The following is a 22784-nucleotide window of genomic DNA, read 5'->3' as shown; positions in this document are numbered from 1 at the left end:
GGAGGCACGTGCGCCGCGAACGGCGCACTCCGAAGTCAAATACAGGTCGATGCCGGGGCTCACTTCTTCGGCCCCAGGCGTTTGAGCAAGGTGTCGAGGGTGGCCTGGTTCATGCCTTTGGCCAGCGGGAAATCCGATGGCATCAGCGCCCCTGCCTGTGGGTCGAGGCAATGCCCGACCAGTGTTTGCAGGTGTTCCAGCAGGCGAGCGGGCAAGCGGCTGTCGGCGGCCGGGGTGACGCTGTGCCATTCGACACGCAGCACACCGTCTTCCAGCCAGGCCACCACTTCACGGCCGTGGGTCACCCGGTTGGCCAACGCCACTTCCGGCGGTGGGGTCAAGGTGCTGGCGCGCAACCAGCCCTGTGGCGTTTGCTCATGCCCCAGATAGTTGAACAGCACATCACCACGGCTTGGCGGCAATGCGCCGCGCTGGCGCAGCAGCCCGTGACCGAGGCCATTGCCCGGTACGGCGCGCAAGGCCTCCTTGGCGTTGCGCACCCGGTCGCCGGGGGCACCGCTGGAATTCACGCGCAGCGGGTACAGGGTGGTGAACCAGCCAACGGTGCGGCTGACATCCAGTCCGTCGAACGGCGCATCGCGACCATGGCGTTCCAGATCCACCACGATGTCGGCGCGGTTTTCGGCCTCCGCCAGGGTGGCGGCGAGGGCGGCGATCAGTAGTTCTTCCGGTTGTGTGCGGTAAGCAGCATGGGACTCGGTCAGCCATTGGTGGGTGCGGGCGGCATCCCAACGGGCCGACAGCGTCTGACGCTCGGCGACCGTGGCCACAGGCCTGGCGTTCGCTATTGTCTGGGCGCTCCAGTAGCGGTGTTCGGCGCTGACCGTGCCGGCATGGGCGTGCATATATTCGGCCCATTGACGGTAGGACGTGGTTTTCGCCGGCAGACTCGGGTTCTCGCCACGTTCCAGCCCTTGATACAGCTGCTGGAAATCTTCCAGCAGCGGCGTCCATGACACTGCGTCGACCACCAGGTGATGCGCGACCAGATACAGGCGTTGCGGTTCGCCCTCCAGCAACGCCGCCGTGAATAATGGGCCGTGTTGCAGGTCCAGACTTTGCGCGATGCTTTCCAGTTGCTCCAAATGGTCGCAGCACGCTAGTTGCGCAGGCTCAACCGGCGCGATATGTGCCTGCCATTGCCCGTCAGCCTCTGTGAAGCGCAGGCGCAGGGCGTCGTGATGAGCGACCAGTCGATCCAGCGCAGCCTGCACGAGGGCCGGCTGCAGACGATGGTCGCTGTCGGCCAGCACCGACTGGTTCCAGTACGCCGCCTGCGGCTGTTGTTGCTCGAAGAACCACTGATGCAACGGCATCAACGACATGGCGCCGGTCACGTCACCTTGCTCGGCCAGGGTCAGCAATGGGCTGGCCACCTGGGCCAGCGCCGCCGGGGTCGGCGAACGGAACAGGTCTCTTGGTGTGAGCGAGTAACCTTGTTCACGTAGTCGGGAGATCAGCTTCAACCCGAGGATCGAATCACCGCCCAACGCGAAGAAGCTGTCCGAGGTGCCGACTTCGCGGTTACCGGTCAAGGCTTCGCCGAGCAGTTCGCTGAACAACTGGCAAAGCAGGGTTTCCAGGTCATTACGCGGTGCGGCGTAGTTTTCCTGGGGCTGCGGTAATGGCAGGACCGCCAAAGCCTTGCGGTCGATCTTGCCGTTGGTGGTCAGGGGCAGGGTCGGCACTTCGACCCACACCGCCGGCACCATGTACGCTGGCAGCTGGTTTTTGAGTTGGACGGCAAGCAACGTGTCGAAGCCCGGTTGCGCCGAGTTGCTGCTGTAGAACGCCACCAAGCGGTTGTCGATCACCAGGGTGCAGGCACCGGTGATACCAGGCTGGTTCAACAGCGCCGCGTCGATTTCCCCCAGTTCGATGCGCTGCCCGCGCAGCTTCACCTGATGGTCGAGACGTCCCAGGTATTCGATGTTGCCATCGGCGAGGAAGCGGCAACGGTCGCCGGTGCGGTACAGGCGATCACCGTCGATGAACGGACTGGCGAGGAAGCGTTCCTGAGTCAGGTCCGCACGTTTCAGGTAGCCACGAGCGACGCCTGCACCGCCGATGTACAGCTCGCCGATGCTGCCGATCGGCAGCGGCTGCATGGCTTCGTCGAGGATGTACAAACGCAGGTTGGCGATCGGTTTGCCGATCGGCACGATCACATCGTCCACCGAGCAACGCCATACGGAGACGTCGATGGCGGCTTCGGTCGGGCCATAGAGGTTGACCAGCTCCGCCGGGTGTTGGCTCATGAAGCGCCGCACCAGATCCACCGGCAACGCTTCGCCGCTGGCGAACACCTGACGCAGGCTGTGGCAGTTGACCAGGCTCGGCTCTTCGACAAAGGCGCGCAGCATCGACGGCACGAAGTGCAGGGTGGTGACCTGCTCCTGCTGGATCAATGTGCTGAGGTACGCCGGGTCGCGATGACCGTCCGGACGGGCGACCACCAGCGTGGCACCGGTGATCAGCGGCCAGAAGAACTCCCACACCGACACGTCGAAGCTATACGGGGTCTTTTGCAGTACACGATCGTTCGGGCCAATCGGGAAGGCGTCCTGCATCCAGTGCAGACGGTTCATCAAGGCACCATGTTCGTTCATCACGCCTTTTGGCTGGCCGGTGGAGCCGGAGGTGTAGAGCACGTAGGCCAGATCATTGGCGTTGACGCTGATTGGCTCAAACGCTGGCGCTTTTGGCAGTGCGTCGAGGGTCCAGGCCTGATGCCCGGCCGGCAGACGCGACAGCCACTGCGCTTGGGTCAAGGTGACCTGAGCATCAGCGTCCTCAATGAGAAACGCCAACCGCGTAGCCGGCAATTCCGGATCCAGCGGCAACCACGCCGCGCCGGCATGCACGATACCGAGCAAGGCCACGACCAGTTCCACGGAGCGCTCCATGCACACCGGAACGATGGCGCCGCTGCCAATACCGGCAGCGCGCAAGGCACGGGCAACGGTTTGCGCACGCTGATCCAGTTCGGCATAACTCAGGCGCTGGCCTTCGAACACCAGCGCCGGGGCGTTGGGGTTGAGGGCCGCTTGTTGAGTCAGGGCCGTGTGCAGATTGGTCGGGCCGCTGTAATGACGTTCGGTCGCGTTCCAGCGATCCAGTTGCTGCTGATCCTGTTGTTGCGGGAACAACTCGACCAGCGTCCGCGCAGGCGTTGTCACCAGCGCATCCAGCAAGGCACACCATTGCGCGCTCCAGCGCTGCATCGTCGACTCGTCAAACAGCGCCGATTGGTATTCCAGGGCGAGGATCATGTCGACGCCGTCGTCCTGGACTTCCCAGCTTTGTTCGAACTTGGCGTCGATCACCGGCAGCGTCTGCTCTTCGATGTTCAGGCCCGGCCATTGGCTGCTGTCCATGCGGCCGTGGTTGAGGGAGAACAAGACCTGGAACAGCGGCGTGCGATTCAGGTCACGGCGCTGGGCCACGGCGCCCACCAGGGTGGCAAACGGCAGGTCGGCATGGGCCTGGGCCGCGCGCAGATCCGCTTCGAGGCTTGTAAGCAACTGCTCGGCCGGGGCCTGTTGGTCGACCTCGCTGCCGATCACCAGGGTGTTCACCAGGCAGGCCAGCAACGCCTGGGTTTGCGGATGGTCGCGTTGGTCGGCCGGGGTGCCGAGGCGAATGTCGCGTTGACCGCTGTAACGAGCCAGCAACGCGCTCAGTGCCGTCGCGAGTACCACGTAGCGGGTGGTGCCGCGTTGACGGGCGAACTGACGGATCGCTTCGGCCCGCTGGGCGCCGAGGCTGACTGTCAGTTGTTGGGCACGACGATCCGCGTCGGCCGCGCGAGGACGGTCCAGTGGCAGATCGAGTTGGTAGTCGTCCTGGCCGAGATGGTTTTTCCAGTAATCCAGGCTGTCATTGCGCCGAGCCTGGGTGTCCGGGTGCTGCTGCCACAGGGCGAAATCAACATAGTCGACGTCCAGCGCGGTCCAGGCGGGTGACTGCCCGTTCAGGCCGGCGCTGTAGGCCTGGGCCAGTTCGTCGATCAGCAACTGCATCGCCCAACCGTCGGTGGCGCTGTGATGCAGACACACCAGCAACAGGTTTTCGACGCTGCCTTGACGTTGCAACAGGTGTGCACGCCAAGGTGCGGCGGTGGCCAGGTCGAACGGTGCCATCAGCTCGTTCTGAGCATCGGCGCACGCCGCCGCCCAGTCTTGTGTGGTGACCGAAGTGACCGCGAGCGCCGGGCCCTGATTGTCGATCAGCAACTGCGACTCGCCTTCAACTTCGACGATGCGGCTGCGCAGCACCAAATGGCGCTCGCTGACTTGTTCGAATGCCTCGCGCAATGCCTGAACCTGAAGCTCTCCATGCAAGGTCAGGGCGAACGGCATGTGATATTCACGCGAATCCGGCACCAGACGGCTGAGCATCCAGAACCGCTGCTGCGCCAGGCCCAGCGGCAACTGTGCCGGACGCGGTTGGGCGGTGATCAGTTCACCCGGCATCGCTGCGCGCAGATGGCCGGCCAACGCCGCCACCGTCGGCTGGGCGAACACCAGCGCCAGCGGCAGGCTGGCACCGAGGCGTTCACGAACCCTGGCGACCAGTCGCGTGGCCAGCAAGGAATGGCCGCCGAGGTGGAAGAAATGATCGTCGATCCCCACCAACGGGCATTCCAGCACTTCGCTGAACAACTCGCACAGCACGGTTTCAGTGGTGTTGCGCGGCGCTCTGCGTGGCTGGTCGCTTTTGGTTTCCGGCAATGGCAGGGCGGCCAGCGCCTTGCGATCGAGTTTGCCGTTGCTGTTGAGCGGCAAGCTGTCGAGTTGCACCAACAGGCTTGGCAGCATGTGCGACGGCAAGTTGTCGCTCAATGCCGTACGCAGCGATGCTTCTTCGGCGTCACCGCACCAGAAACTCACCAGACGCTGATCAAGCAGCAATGTGGCAGCGTCGCGAACGCCGGACTGTGCCAGCAGTTCAGCATCGATCTCCCCCAGCTCAATCCGCTGACCGCGCAGTTTCACCTGGTGGTCGAGACGGCCGAGGTACTCGATGTTGCCATCGGCGAGGAAGCGGCAGCGGTCGCCGGTGCGGTACAGGCGATCACCGTCGATGAACGGACTGGCGAGGAAACGTTCCTCGGTCAGGTCCGCACGTTTCAGGTAACCGCGCGCCACGCCGACACCGCCGATGTACAACTCGCCGATGCTGCCGATGGGCAGTGGCTGCATCGCCTCGTCGAGGATGTACAGGCGCAGGTTGGCGATCGGCTTGCCGATTGGCACGATCAGGTCGTCCACCGAGCAACGCCATACCGAGACGTCAATCGCCGCTTCGGTCGGACCGTAGAGGTTGACCAGTGCCGCCGGGTGTTGGCTCATGAAGCGCCGCACCAGGTCCACCGGCAGGGCTTCACCGCTGGCAAACACCTGACGCAGGCTGCGGCAGTTGACCAGGCTTGGCTCTTCGACAAAGGCGCGCAGCATCGACGGCACGAAGTGCAGGGTGGTGACCTGCTCTTGCTGGATCAATTGGCTGAGGTACGCCGGGTCACGATGACCGTCCGGGCGAGCGACCACCAGCGTGGCGCCGGTGATCAGCGGCCAGAAGAATTCCCACACCGACACGTCGAAGCTGTATGGGGTCTTTTGCAGTACACGGTCATTCGGGCCAATCGGGAAGGCGTCCTGCATCCAGTGCAGACGGTTCATCAAGGCGCCGTGTTCGTTCATCACGCCTTTTGGCTGGCCGGTGGAGCCGGAGGTGTAGAGCACGTAGGCCAGGTCGCTTGGGCTGACGTTGATCGGTTCACCGCTTTCTGCTTTTGGCAACGTATCCAGCGTCCAGGCCTTGTGCCCGACCGGCAAACGCGCCAGCCACTGCGCTTGGGTCAAGGTGACCTGAGCATCAGCGTCCGCAATCAGGAACGCCAACCGTCCCGCCGGCAACTCCGGGTCCAGCGGCAACCACGCCGCGCCGGCATGCACGATGCCGAGCAAGGCCACAACCATTTCCACGGAGCGCTCCATGCACACCGGCACGATGGCGCCGCTGCCAATACCGGCAGCGCGCAAGGCTTTGGCCACGGTTTGCGCGCGCTGATCGAGCTCGGCATAACTCAGGCGCTGGCTTTCGAACACCAGCGCTGGAGCGTTGGGGCTGAGGGCCGCTTGCTGGGTCAGGGCCGTGTGCAGATTGGTCGGGCCGCTGTAATGACGTTCGGTCGCGTTCCACTCGACCAATTGGCGTTGACGCTCCGGCACCGTCAACGGTGACCAGTCGCCAAGGCGGGCCTGGGGAGCATCGAGCATTGTTTCGAGCAATTGTTGCCATTGCCCCAACCAACGTCGGGCCGTGGTTTCGCTGAACAGCGCGGTACGGTATTCGAGCAACACCGACAGCACCTCGCCGTCATGCACTTCCCAGTTCAGATCGAACTTGGTCGCCTGAGCGGTTACTGCTCGTTCACGGACCTGCAATTGTGGCCATTGACTGGCCGAAGTGTCGGCGTTCTGCATCACGAACAACACCTGGAACAACGGTGTCTGAGCGAGGCTGCGTTCCGGCGCCAGGTGCTCAACGACCTGATCGAACGGCACGTCCTGATGCTGCTGGGCGTCCAGTACGTTATTGCGCACCTGGCTCAGCAAGCCTTCGAAATCCAGCGTGGGATCGAGATCGGCGCGCATCACCAGGGTGTTGACGAAGCAACCGATCAGCGGCTGCAGTTCGGCCAGCGGACGCTGGGCCACTGGGCTGCCGATCCGCACGTCACGCTGGTTGGCATATCGGCCCAACAACAGTTGCGCCGCACTGAGCATCAGCATGTACAGGGTGGCGCCGCGTTGCTGGGCGAACTGCCGCAAGCGTCCCACCAGCTCTGGCGGCAGTTGCAGTTGTACCGCACCGGCGACCGGGTCGAGCTGGTTTGGCCGGCCTTGTTCGGTGGGCAGGTCCAACAGGTAATTGCCGTCTTCCAGTTCCGTGCGCCAGTACTTGAGTTGACTGCGGAACAACGCCTGCTGCCCTGATTCACGCTGCCACAGCGCGTAATCCGGGTATTGCAACGCCAGGTTCGGCAGTGTGGCGACGGTGCCTTGGCATTGCGCGGTATAGAACTGCGCCAGCTCATCCAGCAGGTTCTGGCTGGAGGCATCGTCGGTGGCGCAGTGATGCACGGTCAGTAACAGCAACGCCTGGGTGCGGCCGCTGCGTTGTATCAGCGTGGCGCGGATCGGCACTTGAGTGGCAAGATCGAAACGGTGTCCGGTTTCGGCGTGGATGGCATCAAAGGTCAGCTGTTGCCAACTGTCGTCGCTGGCCGCGTCCAGTGCCGCCACGCGCAAGGTGAGGTTGACCTGCGGTTCGATGATCAGCCCCAACTCGCCATCGGTCTCACGCACGATACGGCTGCGCAGGATTTCGTGGCGTTGAACCACGCTGTTCAGGGCCGACTGCAAGGCCTGGGTGTTCAGCTCGCCGTCGAACTGCACGGCGCTGACCACGTTGTACTCGCCACCGCCAGCACTCAGTTGTTCGAGGAACCACAAGCGTTGCTGTTCGAACGACAACGGCAAACGGGCGGGACGTGCCATCGGGACGAAGGTCGCCGCTGGCGCTTGCAGCGGCTCACCCAACAGGGCGGCCAGTGCATCGAGGCTTGGGTGTTCAAACACCGCACGCAGCGGCGGAACCGTGGTGAACTGTTGGCGCAGACGGGCAAACAGTACCGCCGCCAACAGCGAGTGACCACCGAGGTAGAAGAAATGACTGTCGCGACCAATCTGGGTGAGCGGCACGTTCAGCAGCTCGGACCACAGAGTGGCGAGTTGCTGTTCGGCGACGGTGCGTGGCGGGTCCTGGGCGTCGGGTTCAGCCTGGATATCCGGCGCGGGCAGGGCTTTGCGGTTGAGTTTGCCGTTGTCGGTCAGCGGCAACTCATCGAGCAGCACAAACGCTGACGGCACCATGTAGTCGGGCAGGGCGGCGCCGATGGTTTTGCGCCAGGCGTTGATGTCGGCCTGCTGATCGCAGGTGACGTAAGCCACCAGGCGCTTGTCGCCGGGCACGTCTTCACGGGCCAGCACCACCGCCTGACGCACCCCCGGTTGAGCGCCGATCAAGGCTTCGATTTCACCCAGCTCGACGCGGAAACCACGGATTTTCACCTGATGGTCCATGCGCCCCAGGTATTCGAGTTGGCCGTCGGGCAGCCAGCGCACCAGATCGCCGGACTTGTACATCCGTGCCCCCGCCAGCGGCGAGAACGGGTCTTCGATGAACACCTTCGCGGTCTGTTCGGCGCGATTGAGGTAACCCAGGGTCACGCCGGCACCGCCGATGTGCAGTTCCCCCGGCACGCCGACCGGCATCGGGTTGAGGAAGGCATCGAGCACGTACGTGCGCACGTTGGCGATTGGCCGCCCGATGATCGGACGCTGCGGGAAGTCGTCGACGGCGCAACCGGTCGCATCCACCGTGCATTCGGTCGGACCGTAGGTGTTGAAGAAGCGGCTGCCGGCAATCGACGGCAGACGCTGCCAAAGCTGCGCATCCACCGCATCGCCACCAAACAGAACGAAGCGCGGCAAATACACTTCGCCACGACGCACACCGTCACTTTCGAGCAGGGCCTTGAGCTGCGCCGGAGTGCATTCGAAGGCTTCCAGGCGGGTTTCGCGGAAAAACTGCGCCAGGGCCTCGGGGTCGTAGCGCACGTCTTCCGGAGTCAGGTACAGGCTATGGCCGTCGAGCAGCAAGATGAGCTCGGCCACCGAACTGTCGAAGGCAAACGAGTAGTTGAAACTGGTGCGCATCGGCTGATCGGTATAGCGGCGATACAAGCCATGGATGCGCGCCCAGGCCAGGTTGACCACCGAGCCGTTGGTAACCAGCGTGCCCTTGGGCTTACCGGTCGAACCGGAGGTGTACATGATGTAGGCCAGGTCATCGGGACCGGCCAGTGGCGTGAGGTTGCTGTCCGGCTGATCGGCGAACAAGGCCGCGTCACTGTCCAACCGCAGACGCGGCAGTTCGGCGCCCAACTGTTCCATCAAGCCTTGCTGGCCGAGGAACAACGCCGGTTGCGCGTCTTCGAGCATGTACGCCAGACGATCCACCGGGTAGGTCGGGTCCAGCGGCACATAGGCGCCACCTGCTTTTAGAATGCCGAGCAATCCGATCAACAACTCCAGCGAACGCTCGACACACAGCGCCACCGGACGATTGGCGACCACACCGCGACTGCGCAGGTAATGCGCCACCTGGTTGGCCCGGCGGTTCAGTTCGCCGTAGCTCAGGCTGCGACCTTCGAAACACAGCGCGTCACGCTCCGGTGTGCGTTCGGCCTGCTGTTCAAACAGCTGGGCAAAGGTCAGGTGCTGTGGCACTTCCATTTCAGTGCGGTTCCACTCGACCACCGTGCGCTGCCATTCCGTGGACATCAGCAGTGGCAGGGCAGCCACAGGGCGTTGCGGCTCGGCGAGCATTTGCTCGAGCAAGTGCTCCAGGCGGGCGAGGGTCTGGCGGGCGCTGTCGGCGGCGAACAGGTCCAGGGCGAACATCAACTCCAGTTGAATCGGCGCATTGGCCGGGCACAGCACGTGCAAATCCAGATCGCATTCGGAATGCTTGAGCGGTGTGTCGAGGGCTTCGAACTCCAGCCCCGGGAAGCGCAAGCGCGACTCCATGGCCAATTGCTGCGCGACCATCACTTGATACAGCGGCGCATGGCTGAGGCTGCGTGGCAGTTGCAGGCTGTCGACCAATTGCTCGAATGGCAGGTCTTGATGCTGCAAGCCTTCGCGCAAGCGCTTGGCCACCTGACCCACCAGCGCGGTGAAATCTGCTTGTGGTTCAAAGTCGGCACGGATCGCCAGGTTGTTCAGCAAAATACCGAGCAGGCCTTCGGTGCCCGGTTGTTCGCGGTGCGTGACCGGGGTGCCGATCAGCACCGTGGCATCGCCACTCAAACGGTGCATCAGCACCGCGAAGCCGGCGAACAACACGGTGAACGGCGTGGTGCCCAGGCGACTGGCGAAGGCTTGCACCCGGCCACTGAGGTCGGCACTGAGTTCACGCTGTACGATCCCGGCACGGTAAGTTTGCATCGACGGCCGTGGATGGTCGGTCGGCAGTGCCAGCAACGGACTGCCTTCGCTGTTGCGACGATCCAGCGTGGTGGTCCAGTAATCGAGCTGGCGCTTGAGCTCGGCACCTTGCAGGTGTTCGCGCTGCCAAAGGGCGAAGTCGGCGTACTGCACCGGCAAGGCCGGCAGTTGGGCGGGGGCGCCGTTGCAACGGGCTTCGTAACCCAGGGCCAGCTCGCGCAGGGCGATGGTCGCCGACCACGCGTCCGAGACCAGGTGATGCAAGGCGATGCCCAGCACGTGTTCACCCGGCGCCACACGTAGCAGACGCGCCCGCAGCAGCGGCGGTGAAGTCAGGTCGAACGGTTGCTCAAAGGTTTCTTGCAGGGCATTGAACTGCGCACCTTCACGAGCCGTCGCGCCCAGGCCCGACAAATCATCGAACGGCAATGCAATGTTCAGCGAATCACTGATGTGCTGGCTGGGCACGCCATCCGCGCTGCGGATGCCGGTACGCAGGATTTCATGACGCACCAGCAAGTCATTCAGGCTGGCGTGCAGCGCTTTGACGTTGAGTTCACCTTTGAGGTGCAGGGCGAACGGGATGTTGAACAGCGTCGTGCCCGGCGTCAGTTGCTCGATGAACCACAGGCGCTGTTGCGAGAACGACAGCGGCAGCAGCGCCGGACGTACCTGGGCCTTTGGCACGCTGATTGCGACGGCTTGTGGTGCGGCGGCGTCAGCCTGGCGCGCGGTGATGGCGACGGCCAGCAGCGCTACCGTCGGTTGTTCGAACAGCACCCGCAACGGCAGGTCGAGTTTGAAATGGCTGCGCAGGCGCGCGACGATCTGAGTGGCCAGCAGCGAGTGGCCGCCGAGGGTGAAGAAGTTGTCTTCCACGCCAACGGTGTCGCGACCCAGCACCTCAGCCCAGATTTTCGCCACAGCGGCTTCCAGCTCATTTCGCGGTGCGATGCTTTCCTGAGTGTCAGCCTGCCAGTTCAGTTCCTGGGCGGCGAGGACCTTGCGATCGACCTTGCCGTTGTTGTTCAGCGGCAAGCGTTCCAGACACACGAACGCGGCCGGCACCATGTACGGCGGCAGTTGTGCGCGCAGGTGTTCGGTTATCCCCTCGTTGCCCAAAGTATCGTCATGGGCCGACCAGTAAGCCACCAGCCAGGCTTCGCCAACGCTGTTTTCGCGCAGCAGCACGGCGGCTTCGCGCACGTTAGGGTGCTGGGCCAGACGGTGTTCGATTTCCGTCAGTTCGATCCTGTGGCCACGCAATTTCACCTGCTGGTCGCGGCGGCCGAGGTATTCGATCACGCCATCGCCACGCCAGCGCCCGAGGTCGCCGGTGCGGTACAGGCGACCTTCTAGCTGAGGATGGTCGATGAACGCATCAGCGGTGCGCTGCGGATCGTGCAGGTAGCCGCGACCGACGCCGACGCCCCCTACACAGATTTCCCCAGCCACACCAATTGGCACCGGCCGCAACGCTTCATCCAGCACGTACAAGCGGTTGTTGGCGGTCGGCTGGCCGATGGGCATATGGCTGACGTTAGCGTCCGGTGCTTCGAAGATCGGCTGGAAGGCCACGTCATCGGCGCATTCGGCCGGGCCGTAGGCGTTCATCAGTGCGATGTCGGGGAAACGTGCAAACCAGTCCCGGGCCACGGTCGGCGGCAGCGCTTCACCAGTAGGCAGCACCCAGCGCAGGTCGGGCAGTTGCAGATCGCACGGGCAAAGCGCAAGCAGTGTACGCATCAGGCTCGGGACGATTTCCAGCACACTGAGGCGTTCGCTGGCGATCACTTGCAGCAGGCGTTGTGGGTCATGCGCCACGTTGTCCGGCAGGATGTGCACCGTGGCGCCCAGTACTGGCGCGGCAAGGAACTGCCACACGGAAATGTCGAACGCCACCGAAGCGGTCTGTGGAATCCGGTCTTCGGCGCTCAACCCCAGCGCCGGCACTTTGCCGAAGATGTTATTGAGCATGCCCCGTTGTTCGATCATCACGCCTTTGGGCGTACCGGTCGAACCCGAGGTGAACAGTACGTAGGCCAGGCTGTCCGGGCCACCGTGCAACGGCAGCGGCGAATCATTGCCAGCCTTCCAGCAGGCTTCGGCGAGCAGGGCGTCGGGCGCCTGATCGAGGCCGCTGAGCAACTGATCGAGCAGCGCGCTGCACCCTTCACTGGCCACCAGCAAAGGTGCACGAGACAGGCTGAGGATTTCCCTCAGGCGTTCTGGCGGATGATTGACTTCAAGCGGCAGCATCGCGGCGCCGGCCTTGAACACGGCAATCATCATGGTCAACAGCGCCAGACCACGCGGGGCCACCAGTGCGACCAGTTGATCTTCACCGGCACCGGCTTCGCGCAAGGCGTGGGCCAGGCGAGTGGATCGCTGATCCAGTTCGGAATAGGTCAGGGACTCACCGTCGCAGATCGCGGCAATCTGCCCGCCGCGTTGAGCGACTTGGAGGGCGAACACTTCGGCGTAGCTGTGATCCAGCGGGAAGTCGTGGGGATTGACCGCCCACTCACCCAGCAGTTGCTGGCGCTCATCGGCAGCCAGCAGTTCGAAACTGCCCAGCAACGCCTCCGGTGCGGCAAGCATGCTGCGCACCAGGCTGGCGATATGGCCGAGCAAGCGCTGCACGGTCGGTGCCTCGAAACGCTCGCGGTCGTAAGACACCCGAATGCCTAGCTGCTCGCCGGGCAGGATCACCACGGTCAAGCCGTAGTGGGTGTGCACACTGTGGTCCATGCCTTCGAGGCTGAACTGGAAACCGCCTTCCAGAATCTGTTCGTCGATCGGTGCGTTTTCGAACACCAGGATGCTGTCGAACAGGGTTTCGCCGCGGGGGAAATCGCTCCAGCCCTGGATGTCGGTCAGCGGCGTGTGTTCAAAATCACGCATGTCGACGTTCAGCCCTTGCAGCGCGCTCAGCCACTGGCCGAGCGATGCTTCGGGATCCACCGACACCCGCAGCGGCAGGGTGTTGATGAACAGACCAATCATCTCTGCCACTCCGGTCAGCTCCGCCGGACGACCGGCCACGGTGACGCCGAACAGCACATCCCGTTGACCGCTGTAACGTGACAGCAGCATCGACCAGACGCCTTGGAAGAAGGTGTTCGGCGTGATCCGGCGGCTACGGCAGAACGCCGTCAGAGCCTGGGTTTCTGGCTCAGTCAGGTGAATCAGATGATCGTCCACCAGCACCGCGTCGATGTAGCGGTCGCGGGCCACGCCGTTGTCCACGGTCAGTGGCGTTGGTGCATTCAGCCCTTGCAGCTGGCCGCGCCAGAACTGCTCGGCCTTGCCTGCGTCCTGGCGTTGCAGCCACTGGATGTAATCGCGGAACGGGCGCGGGCTCTTGAGCTCCGGCGTGCGCTCATTGCACAGCGCTTCGTAGACTTTGAGGAAGTCCACGGTCACCAGGGAAATGCACCAGGCGTCCATCAGGATGTGGTGGAAACTGCGAATGAATTCGTAGGACTCATCGGCCAATCGCACCAGGCGAAAGCGAATCAGCGGCGGCTTCGACAGGTTGAAACCGACTTTCTGCTCCTCTTCCAACAACGTGCGGATCCGCGCTTCCTGTTCATGCGGGGCGAGCCCACGCAGATCGAGGGTGTCTAGGGGAACCTTGACGTCGCGATGGATCACCTGCACGGGTTGCTTCTGGGTTTTCCACTGGAAACTGGCGCGCAGGGAAGGGTGCAGCACCACCACCTGGCGCCACGATTCAAGGAACGCCACTTGATCAATGGCACCGCCGATGCGGTAGCGATCCTGCATCAGGTACACGCCGGAATCTTCGTGCAGCAGGGAGTGGAACAGCATCCCTTGCTGCAACGGCGACAGTGGGTAGATATCTTCAATCGGATTGGCGGTAGTTTTTTCGGTGGTCATTGAAAGCGTCCTGCAAAAAAAGGGGCAACGGCGATGGCGCGGCGGCGAGGGAAACCGGTCACAGGTCGGCCTCGTTCAGTTCAGCCATCAGCGCTTGCATTTCGTCATCGGACATACCCGAAGCGCTGAACTCGGTGCTGTCGGCTTGCGGTTCAGCGGCGACGGCGGCCAGTGGCTGTGCGACTTCGGCCATGGCGGCAATGGTCTGGCGCTCGAACACATGTTTGGCGGAGAGCGCGATGCCTTGCTCATGGGCCTGGGCCACCACTTGCAGACTCAGGATCGAGTCGCCGCCGATGGCAAAGAAGTTCTCGGTGACGCTGACGGTCGACAGCTTCAAGACCTTGGCGACGATCGCTTGCAGGGTGGTTTCCAGCGCATTGCGCGGTTCTACGTGGGCGCCTTCGTCGAACTGGTCGGGGTCGGGCAATTGGCGAATATCGAGCTTGCCGTTGGGCGTGCGCGGGAAGGTCGACAGGGTCAAGACCCGGGCGGGCACCATGTACGACGGCAGGCGTTCACCGAGGAAGCGCTTGATCGTTTCCGAGTCCGGCGCGTAGCCATGCGCCGCCAGAATGTAGGCCAGCAGACGCTTGCCGGCGGCGTGCTCTTGCACGATCACCGCAGCTTCGCGCACGTCGCTATGGCTGCACAGTTGACGCTCGATTTCCCCGAGTTCGATGCGGTAGCCGCGCAACTTGACCTGATGGTCCTTGCGGCCGAGGAACGCCAGGCGCCCGTCCGCCAGCCAGCAGGCCAGATCGCCCGTGCGGTAGGCGCGGGTGCCATCGGCCAGGGTGACGAAGGCCTTGGCGGTTTCTTCGGGCTTATTGCGATAACCCCGCGCCAGCGTTGGGCCGGCGAGGACGATTTCGCCTGGTTCGCCGATGCCGCTGGTGACGCCGTGTTTGTTCAGTATGCGCAGGTCCATGCCGGCAATCGGCCGGCCAATGGTCAATGTCCGGCTCGGGTCCAGCACTTCATAAGTGGCCCAGACCGTGGCTTCGGTGGGGCCGTATTCATTCACCAGTTGCGCGTGCGGCAAGGTCTTGCTGTGCTGGGCGATCAACGAAGGCGGGCAGGCTTCACCGGCGACAATCCAGCACTCAAGGCTGTCGGCCGCCCCGGCCCGCTGCAACTGATCGAGTAACGCCTGATACAGCGAGGGCAGCGATAGACCGTGGCTGACCCGATGCTGGGCAATGAGCTGCGCCAGACGGGCCATCTCCAATTCTTCGCCCGTCGCCGGCAATACCAGACGCCCGCCTTGGGCCAGGGTCCAGAATATCCCGGCGACAGAGCTGTCGAAGGCAAATGAAGACAACAGCAGGTAGGCGCGTACAGGCGCTTCATAAGCGGCCATGCGTACCTGCGTGGAGAAACTCAGTGCACCGTGGCTGATTTCCACGGCTTTCGGTGCGCCGGTGGAACCGGAGGTGTAAATCAGATACGCCAAGTCGTCTGCACCGGGCATGGGCAGAGGCGGCAGGTCGTTGGTGTTGGAGGTCGTCAGTTCATCCAGCACGAAGCGTTGCAGGCTGGCGGGCACGCTGTCGGCCAGCTCGGCGCTGACCACGATGTGTGCAATGGCACTGTCGGCGAGCATGTAGGCGCGGCGATCCGCCGGGTAGGTTGGATCAACCGGCACGTAAGCGCCACCGGCCTTCAATACCGCAAGCATGGCGATGATGGCGGCGTTGCTGCGGGCGAACAGAATGCCGACGGGCACGCCCGGACCGATCCCGGCCGCCGCCAGTTGATGGGCCAGATAAGTCGCGCAGGCATCGAGCTGGGCGTAGCTCAGGTCGCCGTCCTGGTCGCTGAGGGCGACAGTGTTCGGCTGCTGCTGAACCTGACGGGCAATCAGCTCGACCAGGGTCACCGGCTCAATCGACGGCAAGCTCGGTTGGGCACCGATAATCTGTGCCTGAAGCGGTCCGTTCAGTGGCAGATGAGCCCAGGCTTGCTGCGGTTCTGCCAGCGCGCCCAGCAGCAGTTGCCGCCATTGTTCGGCGAGACAGGCCGCCGCTTCACTGCTTAACGTGTGGCGGTCGTAAACCACTTGAACGCGCAGGCTGTCGGGCAATTGACGGACGTCCAGGCAAGCCTTTACCGGGCTCATTACTGCGCTGGCATGACGCTCCTGGATATCGCCCGAGCGCCAGGCGAAGGCGTAACCTCCCGTCAGGCTTTGGGTGTAATAGTCCTGCCAGCCAGCCGTGCGTTCGATCATCGCGCCGACGTGCTGACTTTGCTCCAGCAGGGTCGTCTGAGCATCCAGATCGATGCGCACCGGCAGGCACTGCTCGAACAAGCCCAAGGCGTTTTCCAGTTCCGGGCCACGGCTTTCGTGGATCAATGTGATCGGGACCTGCTGCTGGCCGGCGAGTCGTCCGAGTACTGTGGCCCAGGCTGTCAGCATCAGGTTTGAGGTCAGGGACGGATGGCGGGCGAGATCGGTGGGCACTGCGATCTCCATGTGTGCCGGCGCAAATCCGCTGCCGATGGTGGCTTCAAGCGACAGCTGCAAGGTCGGCTGTTCGGTTTCGCTCAATGGTTTCCAGAAGTTCACGCCCGGATGGTCCGGCTCGTCTTCCGTCAGGCTCCAGCGCCACTCGGCGTAATCGGCGTATTGCAGCGATTCGGACAGGTCGAGTTGGGTGTCTTGCAGCAATACGCCCGCCAGCAGTTTCAGGCTGGCGAGGTCGAAGTGGCTGCTGGCGGCGGCCAGGTCCAGCACCGATTGTTCGTTCGGCAGTTGCACCAGCGTCACGGCAAGCGGATTCGTCCAGTCGCGGGCCTGCGCGGCAAGGTGGGTCAGCTCGATTTCCTGTTCGGCGCAGCTGTGCTGACGCAAGTCCTGAACGGTCACGGCCAGTGCGCAGTTGTCGTGAATCACTTGCACCGGGTGGCGCAAGCCCGGCACCGGTGTCAGGTGCGTGCGCAGGATTTCACTGTCGGCCATCAATGTCAGTAGACGGCTGTTCAGTGCGTCGACGTCCACCGGCCGGGATAACGACCACTGCAAATGGCAACTGAACGAGTGTTCGACCGCGTCGTTGATGTGCGGGTACACCGATGCCTGTTGCGGCGAAATACGAAAACCTTGAAGTCCGCTCATGTTCGACTCGACTAAAAATGGGGCTTGAAACTGGTCCACGACAGCGGCGCCGGAGGCTCGCCGAACAGATGTCAGGCAAGCCTCTGGCGAGCAGCTGGTGTACCCGTTGAAAGTCAGACGGCAACGTCACTCTGCAGCAGGGCTTCGGCCATGCCGGTCATGATTGCGCGCTTGCCGGTGAAGGGTTCACGACCGTGTACCGCGAGCATGTTGTCGATGAACAACACGTCGCCCTGCTGCCAACTGAACCGCACCAGCGAGTCGAGGTAGGCTGCTCGCAGGGACTCCAGTACTGGCGGTTCGATCGGTTCGCCGTCGCCATAAAAGGTGTTGGTGGGCAGGTCGAGGTCGTTGAAGTTGCTTTGCAGCGAATCGCGGATCGCCGGGGGCAGGGTGCTGATGTGGAAGAAGGTCGCGTGGTTGAACCAGACTTCTTCGCCGGTACGCGGGTGACGCACCAACGCCGGCCCACGCTGGCGGGTGCGCAAGCGGTTGTTTTCTTTCCATTCCACTTCGATGCCAACGCTGGCGCAGTAGGCTTGCACTTCGCTGCGGTCTTCGGACTGGAACACGGTCTGCCACGGCAGGCCGAAACCGTCGCCATAGTTGCGCACGTAAAGCACGCCTTTTTCCCGGAACCGCGCTTCGATCTCGGGGCTGATGCTTGCCTTCACGGCACGAGTCGAGCCGATCGGCGTTTCGCCGCCGGTTTCGGACGGGATATGGCAATAGAAGAACAAACGCAGCGGAAAGCGTGGCGAATAGGAATGTTCGTTGTGCGGGAAAATCATCTGGTCGGCCGGGTAATCGGTCGAGGTGTAGATGTTGCCGCCGACCCGGGTGCGCGGCGAGGCACGGAACATGTATTCCAGCGCGCCGGGGGAGAGGGCGGCGATCACCTGATCGAATTGCTCCACAGACAATACGGAGAAGCCGCGAAACAGCAGGGCGCCGTATTGCAGCAGTTTCTTCTCCAGGCTTTCACGTTCCCGGGTGGCCCAGGCAACCAGATCGACGCCGCTGACCGCCGGCTCGATCACCAGCGGCAAGGCGTGGTCGGGGCTGAGCAAACGCTCGCTGACCAGTTGCTGTTCCGAGACGTTCATGGCTTTGCGGCGCACAGCGCCGAGGGCGCGAGACGATGGGGGCACGATAGACATAAAGGCATCCAACTCGGTTAAAGGGTCAAGGAGCGACGTTTGGTTTGCATCAGCTGGCTGCGCCCGGCCAGGGCTTGTGACTGTTGGCGTTCGCGCTGGAACGTTTGATCCCATGCGTCGAGGCGTTCGACCAGTGCCGGCAGCGGCTCGTCCAGTAGGTTGCGGGTTTCGCCCAACAGACGCGTCCACAGATGTTGCAGGCGCAAGGCGCGATCCTGATCGAAGCAGTCGCCGCGGTATTTGAGGGTTGCGTCGATGCCTTCGGCGCCATGCACCAGATCGAGCACCAGGTGGAAATCGCCCGGTGCCTGCGCCACGTCCAGCGCGGTCATGTGCGCACCAGCGATATCGGTCGGTGTTACCCGCGATGGTTGATAGTTGAGCTTGACCTGGAACAGCGGCGAGTGACCGGGGCGGCGCTCCGGGGCCAGTGCCGACACCACCAGATCGAATGGCAGGCCCTGATGGGCATAGGCCAGTCGTGCTTCATCGCGGACCCGCTCAAGAAGGATGGTCAGGGTCGGCTCACCGTGCAGGTCGCAGCGCAGGGTCAATTGGTTGACGAAGAAACCGATAACGTCGTTGTGTTCCGCCAACGGCCGGCCGCTGACATCGGTACCCAGCAGAAATTGCTCCTGGCCACCCAATTGCTTGAGCACCAGTTGATAGCTGGTCAGCAACAGCATGAACAGCGTCATGCCGTGTTCGCGGGCCATGGCTGCGAGGTGTTCGCAGGTGGCCTGAGGCACGGTGAAGTTCAGGCTGTGCTCGCCTTGAGTCTGGCCGCTGCCACCCAGGTCGAGGGTTTGAGGCACATGCGCCAGATGCTCACGCCAGAAATCCTGTTCGGCAGCAATCCGTTGTGCGCTCCAGTGCCCGGCTTCCCAGTGGGCGAAATCCAGGTACTGCACCGGCAGTTCGGTGTTGGTGACGCCGGCCAGTTCCGCCAGCAACACTTGCGCCGAGCGGCCGTCGAACGCGATGTGATGCAGGGTCAGCAGCAGGTCGTGTCGCTCGTCGTTGCGGCTGAGCAGTTGTGCGCGCAGCAGCGGGCCGGTTTCCAGTTCAACCGGCGTAGCGTGTTCATTGGCCAGACAATCGTGGAGTGCTTGCTGTTGCTGCGGCTCGATCCGGTTACGCAGGTCGTGCAAGGTCAGTGGTACGGCGCTGGCCGGCAACACCTGTTGCTGCGGGCCATTGACCCCGTCGCGATACACCGTACGCAATACGCTGTGACGGTTGACCAGCGTGTTCAGCCGTAGCGCCAGGGTTTCGACGTTGAGCGGACCTAGCAGACTCAGGTGCAACACCAGGTTGTGTCGGGTGTCGTCCGGGTTCAGTTGACGCAAGAACCACAGGCGGCTTTGGGCGAAAGATTGGCGACGTTGGCTGACGTTTGCATGGGTGGTCGAGGCGCTGGGCGCCGGGGCCGACTCGCTCAGGTATACCTGCAAGGCCAGCGCCCATTCGGCCAGGGTTTGTTCACCGAACAGGCTTTGAATATCGAGGTTCCAGCCCAGATCCTTGTGCAGGCGGGCGGCGAAGTCGGCCACGCTGATGGAGTCCAGACCCAGGCCGATCAAGCTCAGTTCGAAGTCTGCCGCAAGGTACGGATTGACCTCGCGCAAGGTTTGCTCAAGCCATTGGCGGCAAGCAGTCTGCGCGCGTTGCGGCGTGCCCACGAGGTGCTTCAGTTGATTGAGGGCAATGGTTTCACTGTTTGGTGCGGTCTGCCCACCGCTCTGGGCGATGATGCTCAAGGTGCCGGCGGCCAGTTGTTTTCGCGCGCCTTGACGGGCGATCTTGCCGCTGGTGGTCATCGGGATGGTGCCGGCTTCCAGCAGCACAATCTGATCGATGCCGCAGTCGGCGGCTTCGCGCACGGCGTTTTGCATCGACGCAAACAGCGCAGGATGATGCGCCGGGTCGACGAACTTGCGTTGTGGCTCGGCGACGATCACCAGTTTCTCGCGGCCCAGCAGTGGGTCCATTTCCGAAAACGCGGCGATGCGCCCGGTACGAATGCCCGGCTCGGAATCGGTAATGGCGAATTCGATGTCGTGGGGGTACAGGTTGCGTCCGTTGAGAATCAGCAAGTCCTTGAGACGCCCGCAGATCACCACCTGACCTTCGTGCATGAAGCCCAGGTCGCCGGAACGCAGGTAATGGCCCGGCTCGCCGACAATGCGTGCTTCAAAGGCTTCGCGACTGGCTTCTGGATTTTTCCAATAGGCTTCGGCGTTGCTCGGGCCCCTCAGCCAGACTTCGCCAATGCGGTCGTCGGCGCAGCGCTCGTGACTCTGAGGATCAGCAATGGCAATGTCATGCAAGGCCTGCGGGTAACCGCAGGCGACGAATTCCACGGCGGCGGCATCGGTGACCGCCAGAGCAACACGACCGGTTTCCAGCACTGCTTTATCCAAGCGAAGCACCACCGGCAGCGCGTCGGCTGGCGTGGTGCTGACGCACAGCGTGGCTTCGGCCTGGCCATAACCGGGACTGATCGCCAATGGGTTGAGGCCGCAAGCGGCAAAGCGCTGGGCAAAAGCTTCAAGGGTGCCGGGGTGGATCGGCTCGGCGCCGTTGATTGCGTGTTGCCAGGCACTCAAGTCGAGCTGGGCAATCAGGTTGTCGCTGACCACCCGATTGCACAGGGCATAGGCGAAGTTGGGGGCAAAACTGGCGGTGGCGCGGTAGCGGCTAAGCGCCTGAAGCCAGGTCGAGGGCGCATTGACGAAAGTCTGCGACGCCATCAGGTAGCAGGGCATGCCGCTATAGAGCGGGGCCAGCATGCCACCGATCAAACCCATGTCGTGGTACAGCGGCAACCAGTTGACCATGCCGCCATGCTCATCGAAACCATAGGCCTGGCGCATCAGTTCGACGTTGGCGATCAGGTTGCGCTGACGCACTTCAACGCCTTTGGGTGTGCCGGTGGAACCCGAGGTGTATTGCAGAAAAGCCACGGTTGCACCGTCGACATCCGGATGCATCCATTCACTGGCCGGCGGCAGACCGAGGTCCTGAACGGTCGACACGTCGACCTTGCCTTCCACCAGCTCCAGCAAACCCTGGCAATGATCCGCTGGTGCCAGAATCAGGCCCGGCTGTGCATCCACCACCACGTTACGCACGCGATCGAGGTGGCGCGGTTTGCGCGACGGTGGCGGGAACAACGGCACGGCGATCATTCCGGCATATAAACAGGCGCAAAATGCACGGGCATAGTCGAGACTGCTGGGCAGCATCAACAACACCCGATCTCCCGGCGCGTAGCGCGATTGCAGCGCGGCAGCCAGGCAGCGGGATTGTTCGTGCAACTGGGCAAAGGTCAGGGTTTCGCCGATCTCGACGCCGTCCGGCAAGAAGTGCAGGGCAGCACGCTGCGGGAAGTGCTGGGCATTGGCCTCCAGTACTTCGATCCAGTGATTGAATGAGAACATGGTGGTATTCACGCCATGGCAACGATGACTTTACGGTCACCGGTGTAAGGATTGCGGCCGTGTGCGACCAGTCGATTGTCGAGCATCAGGATGTCGCCGGGTTGCCAGGGAAAGCTGATGGCGGTCTGGCGATAGACCTCGCGCACGGTGTCGAGTACCTCATCGGGAATCGCCGAGCCGTCACCGAAGTAAACATGGCGGGGCAGGTTCTCTTCACCCACCGCGGCGAGCAGGCTGGCGCGCACGCCCGGCTCGATGGCCGAGACATGAAACAAGTGCGCCTGATTGAACCAGACCCACCCACCGGTATCAGGGTGCTGCAGCACGGCGGCGCAACGCTGGCGTGTGCGCAGGTCGCCGTCGGCTTTCCATTCCCACTCGATGTCGTTGTCCCGGCAGTAGCGTTCAACCTGGGCGCGGTCCTCGGTGTTGAACACTTTCTGCCACGGCAGATCCAGCGCGCCGCTGTAGTTACGTACATAGAGCAGCTCGCGACTGGCGAACAGTTCGCGGATCTCGGCGGGCATGCGCTGGTAGATCAGGCGGCTGTCGGCAATCGGTGTTTCGCCACCGGTCTCACTGGCCTTGATGCAGTGAAACCAGATGCGCGAAGGCCACGGTCGGGTGTAGGCCTGCTCGTTGTGCAAGGGAATGAATTGATGGGCCGGGTATTCGGTAGAGCTATAGACCCCGGCGAAGACTTTGCTGCGTGGCGTGGAACCGAATTCGTAACTGGCCAGCGGTGCGCCGAAACTGGCGGCGAAGCGCTTGAAGTCGATAGGTGTGGAGACAGTGAATCCTCGAAACAGCACGCCACCTATGGTGGTCAGCGCGTGGGGCAACGTGTCGCGAACTGACGGGTCGAGATTATGAATCGACTGTCCCGGCGTCGCCTGCACCAACACGGGTAACGACTGCTCGTTGCCATCCGCTGGAGCAATGGAGAAAGACTCGGAACGCCCGCTCAGGTGTTCGATTGAGGTCATCCTTTGCACTTCCTTTTTTATCTTTACTCGGCCAGTCGGGCGGCTTGGGCAGACCTTGGAAACAGGGC

The 22784-nt window shown here is 62.9% G+C and carries 5 protein-coding genes; all 5 read right to left on the bottom strand.

The features are described from left to right. Positions 1-59: 59 nt before the first annotated feature. Positions 60-14006 (bottom strand): non-ribosomal peptide synthase/polyketide synthase, encoded by a 13947-nt coding sequence (locus ACYZT7_RS19985; RefSeq protein WP_462037922.1) that lies wholly within the window; start codon positions 14004-14006, stop codon positions 60-62. 58 nt (positions 14007-14064) lie between these two features. Beyond that, the gene (locus ACYZT7_RS19980) at positions 14065-17127 is read right to left on the bottom strand and encodes a non-ribosomal peptide synthetase (protein ID WP_462037921.1); all 3063 of its coding nucleotides are present in this window, start codon (positions 17125-17127) and stop codon (positions 14065-14067) included. A 113-nt stretch (positions 17128-17240) separates the two neighbouring features. After that, positions 17241-18287, bottom strand: a complete 1047-nt coding sequence (locus ACYZT7_RS19975; RefSeq protein WP_462037920.1) for a TauD/TfdA family dioxygenase — start codon at positions 18285-18287, stop codon at positions 17241-17243. Between the two features lie 17 nt (positions 18288-18304). Continuing rightward, positions 18305-21730, bottom strand: coding sequence for a condensation domain-containing protein (locus ACYZT7_RS19970; protein ID WP_462037919.1), 3426 nt, complete (start codon positions 21728-21730; stop codon positions 18305-18307). Between the two features lie 8 nt (positions 21731-21738). Beyond that, positions 21739-22716 carry a TauD/TfdA family dioxygenase gene (locus ACYZT7_RS19965; RefSeq protein WP_462037918.1) on the bottom strand — a complete coding sequence of 326 codons (978 nt, stop codon included), beginning with the start codon at positions 22714-22716 and terminating at the stop codon, positions 21739-21741. Positions 22717-22784 lie beyond the last annotated feature (68 nt).

Source organism: Pseudomonas sp. RT4P38 (assembly GCF_054897765.1).
The sequence above is the reverse complement of the archived record's forward strand: the minus strand, read 5'-3'. Positions and strand labels throughout refer to the sequence as shown.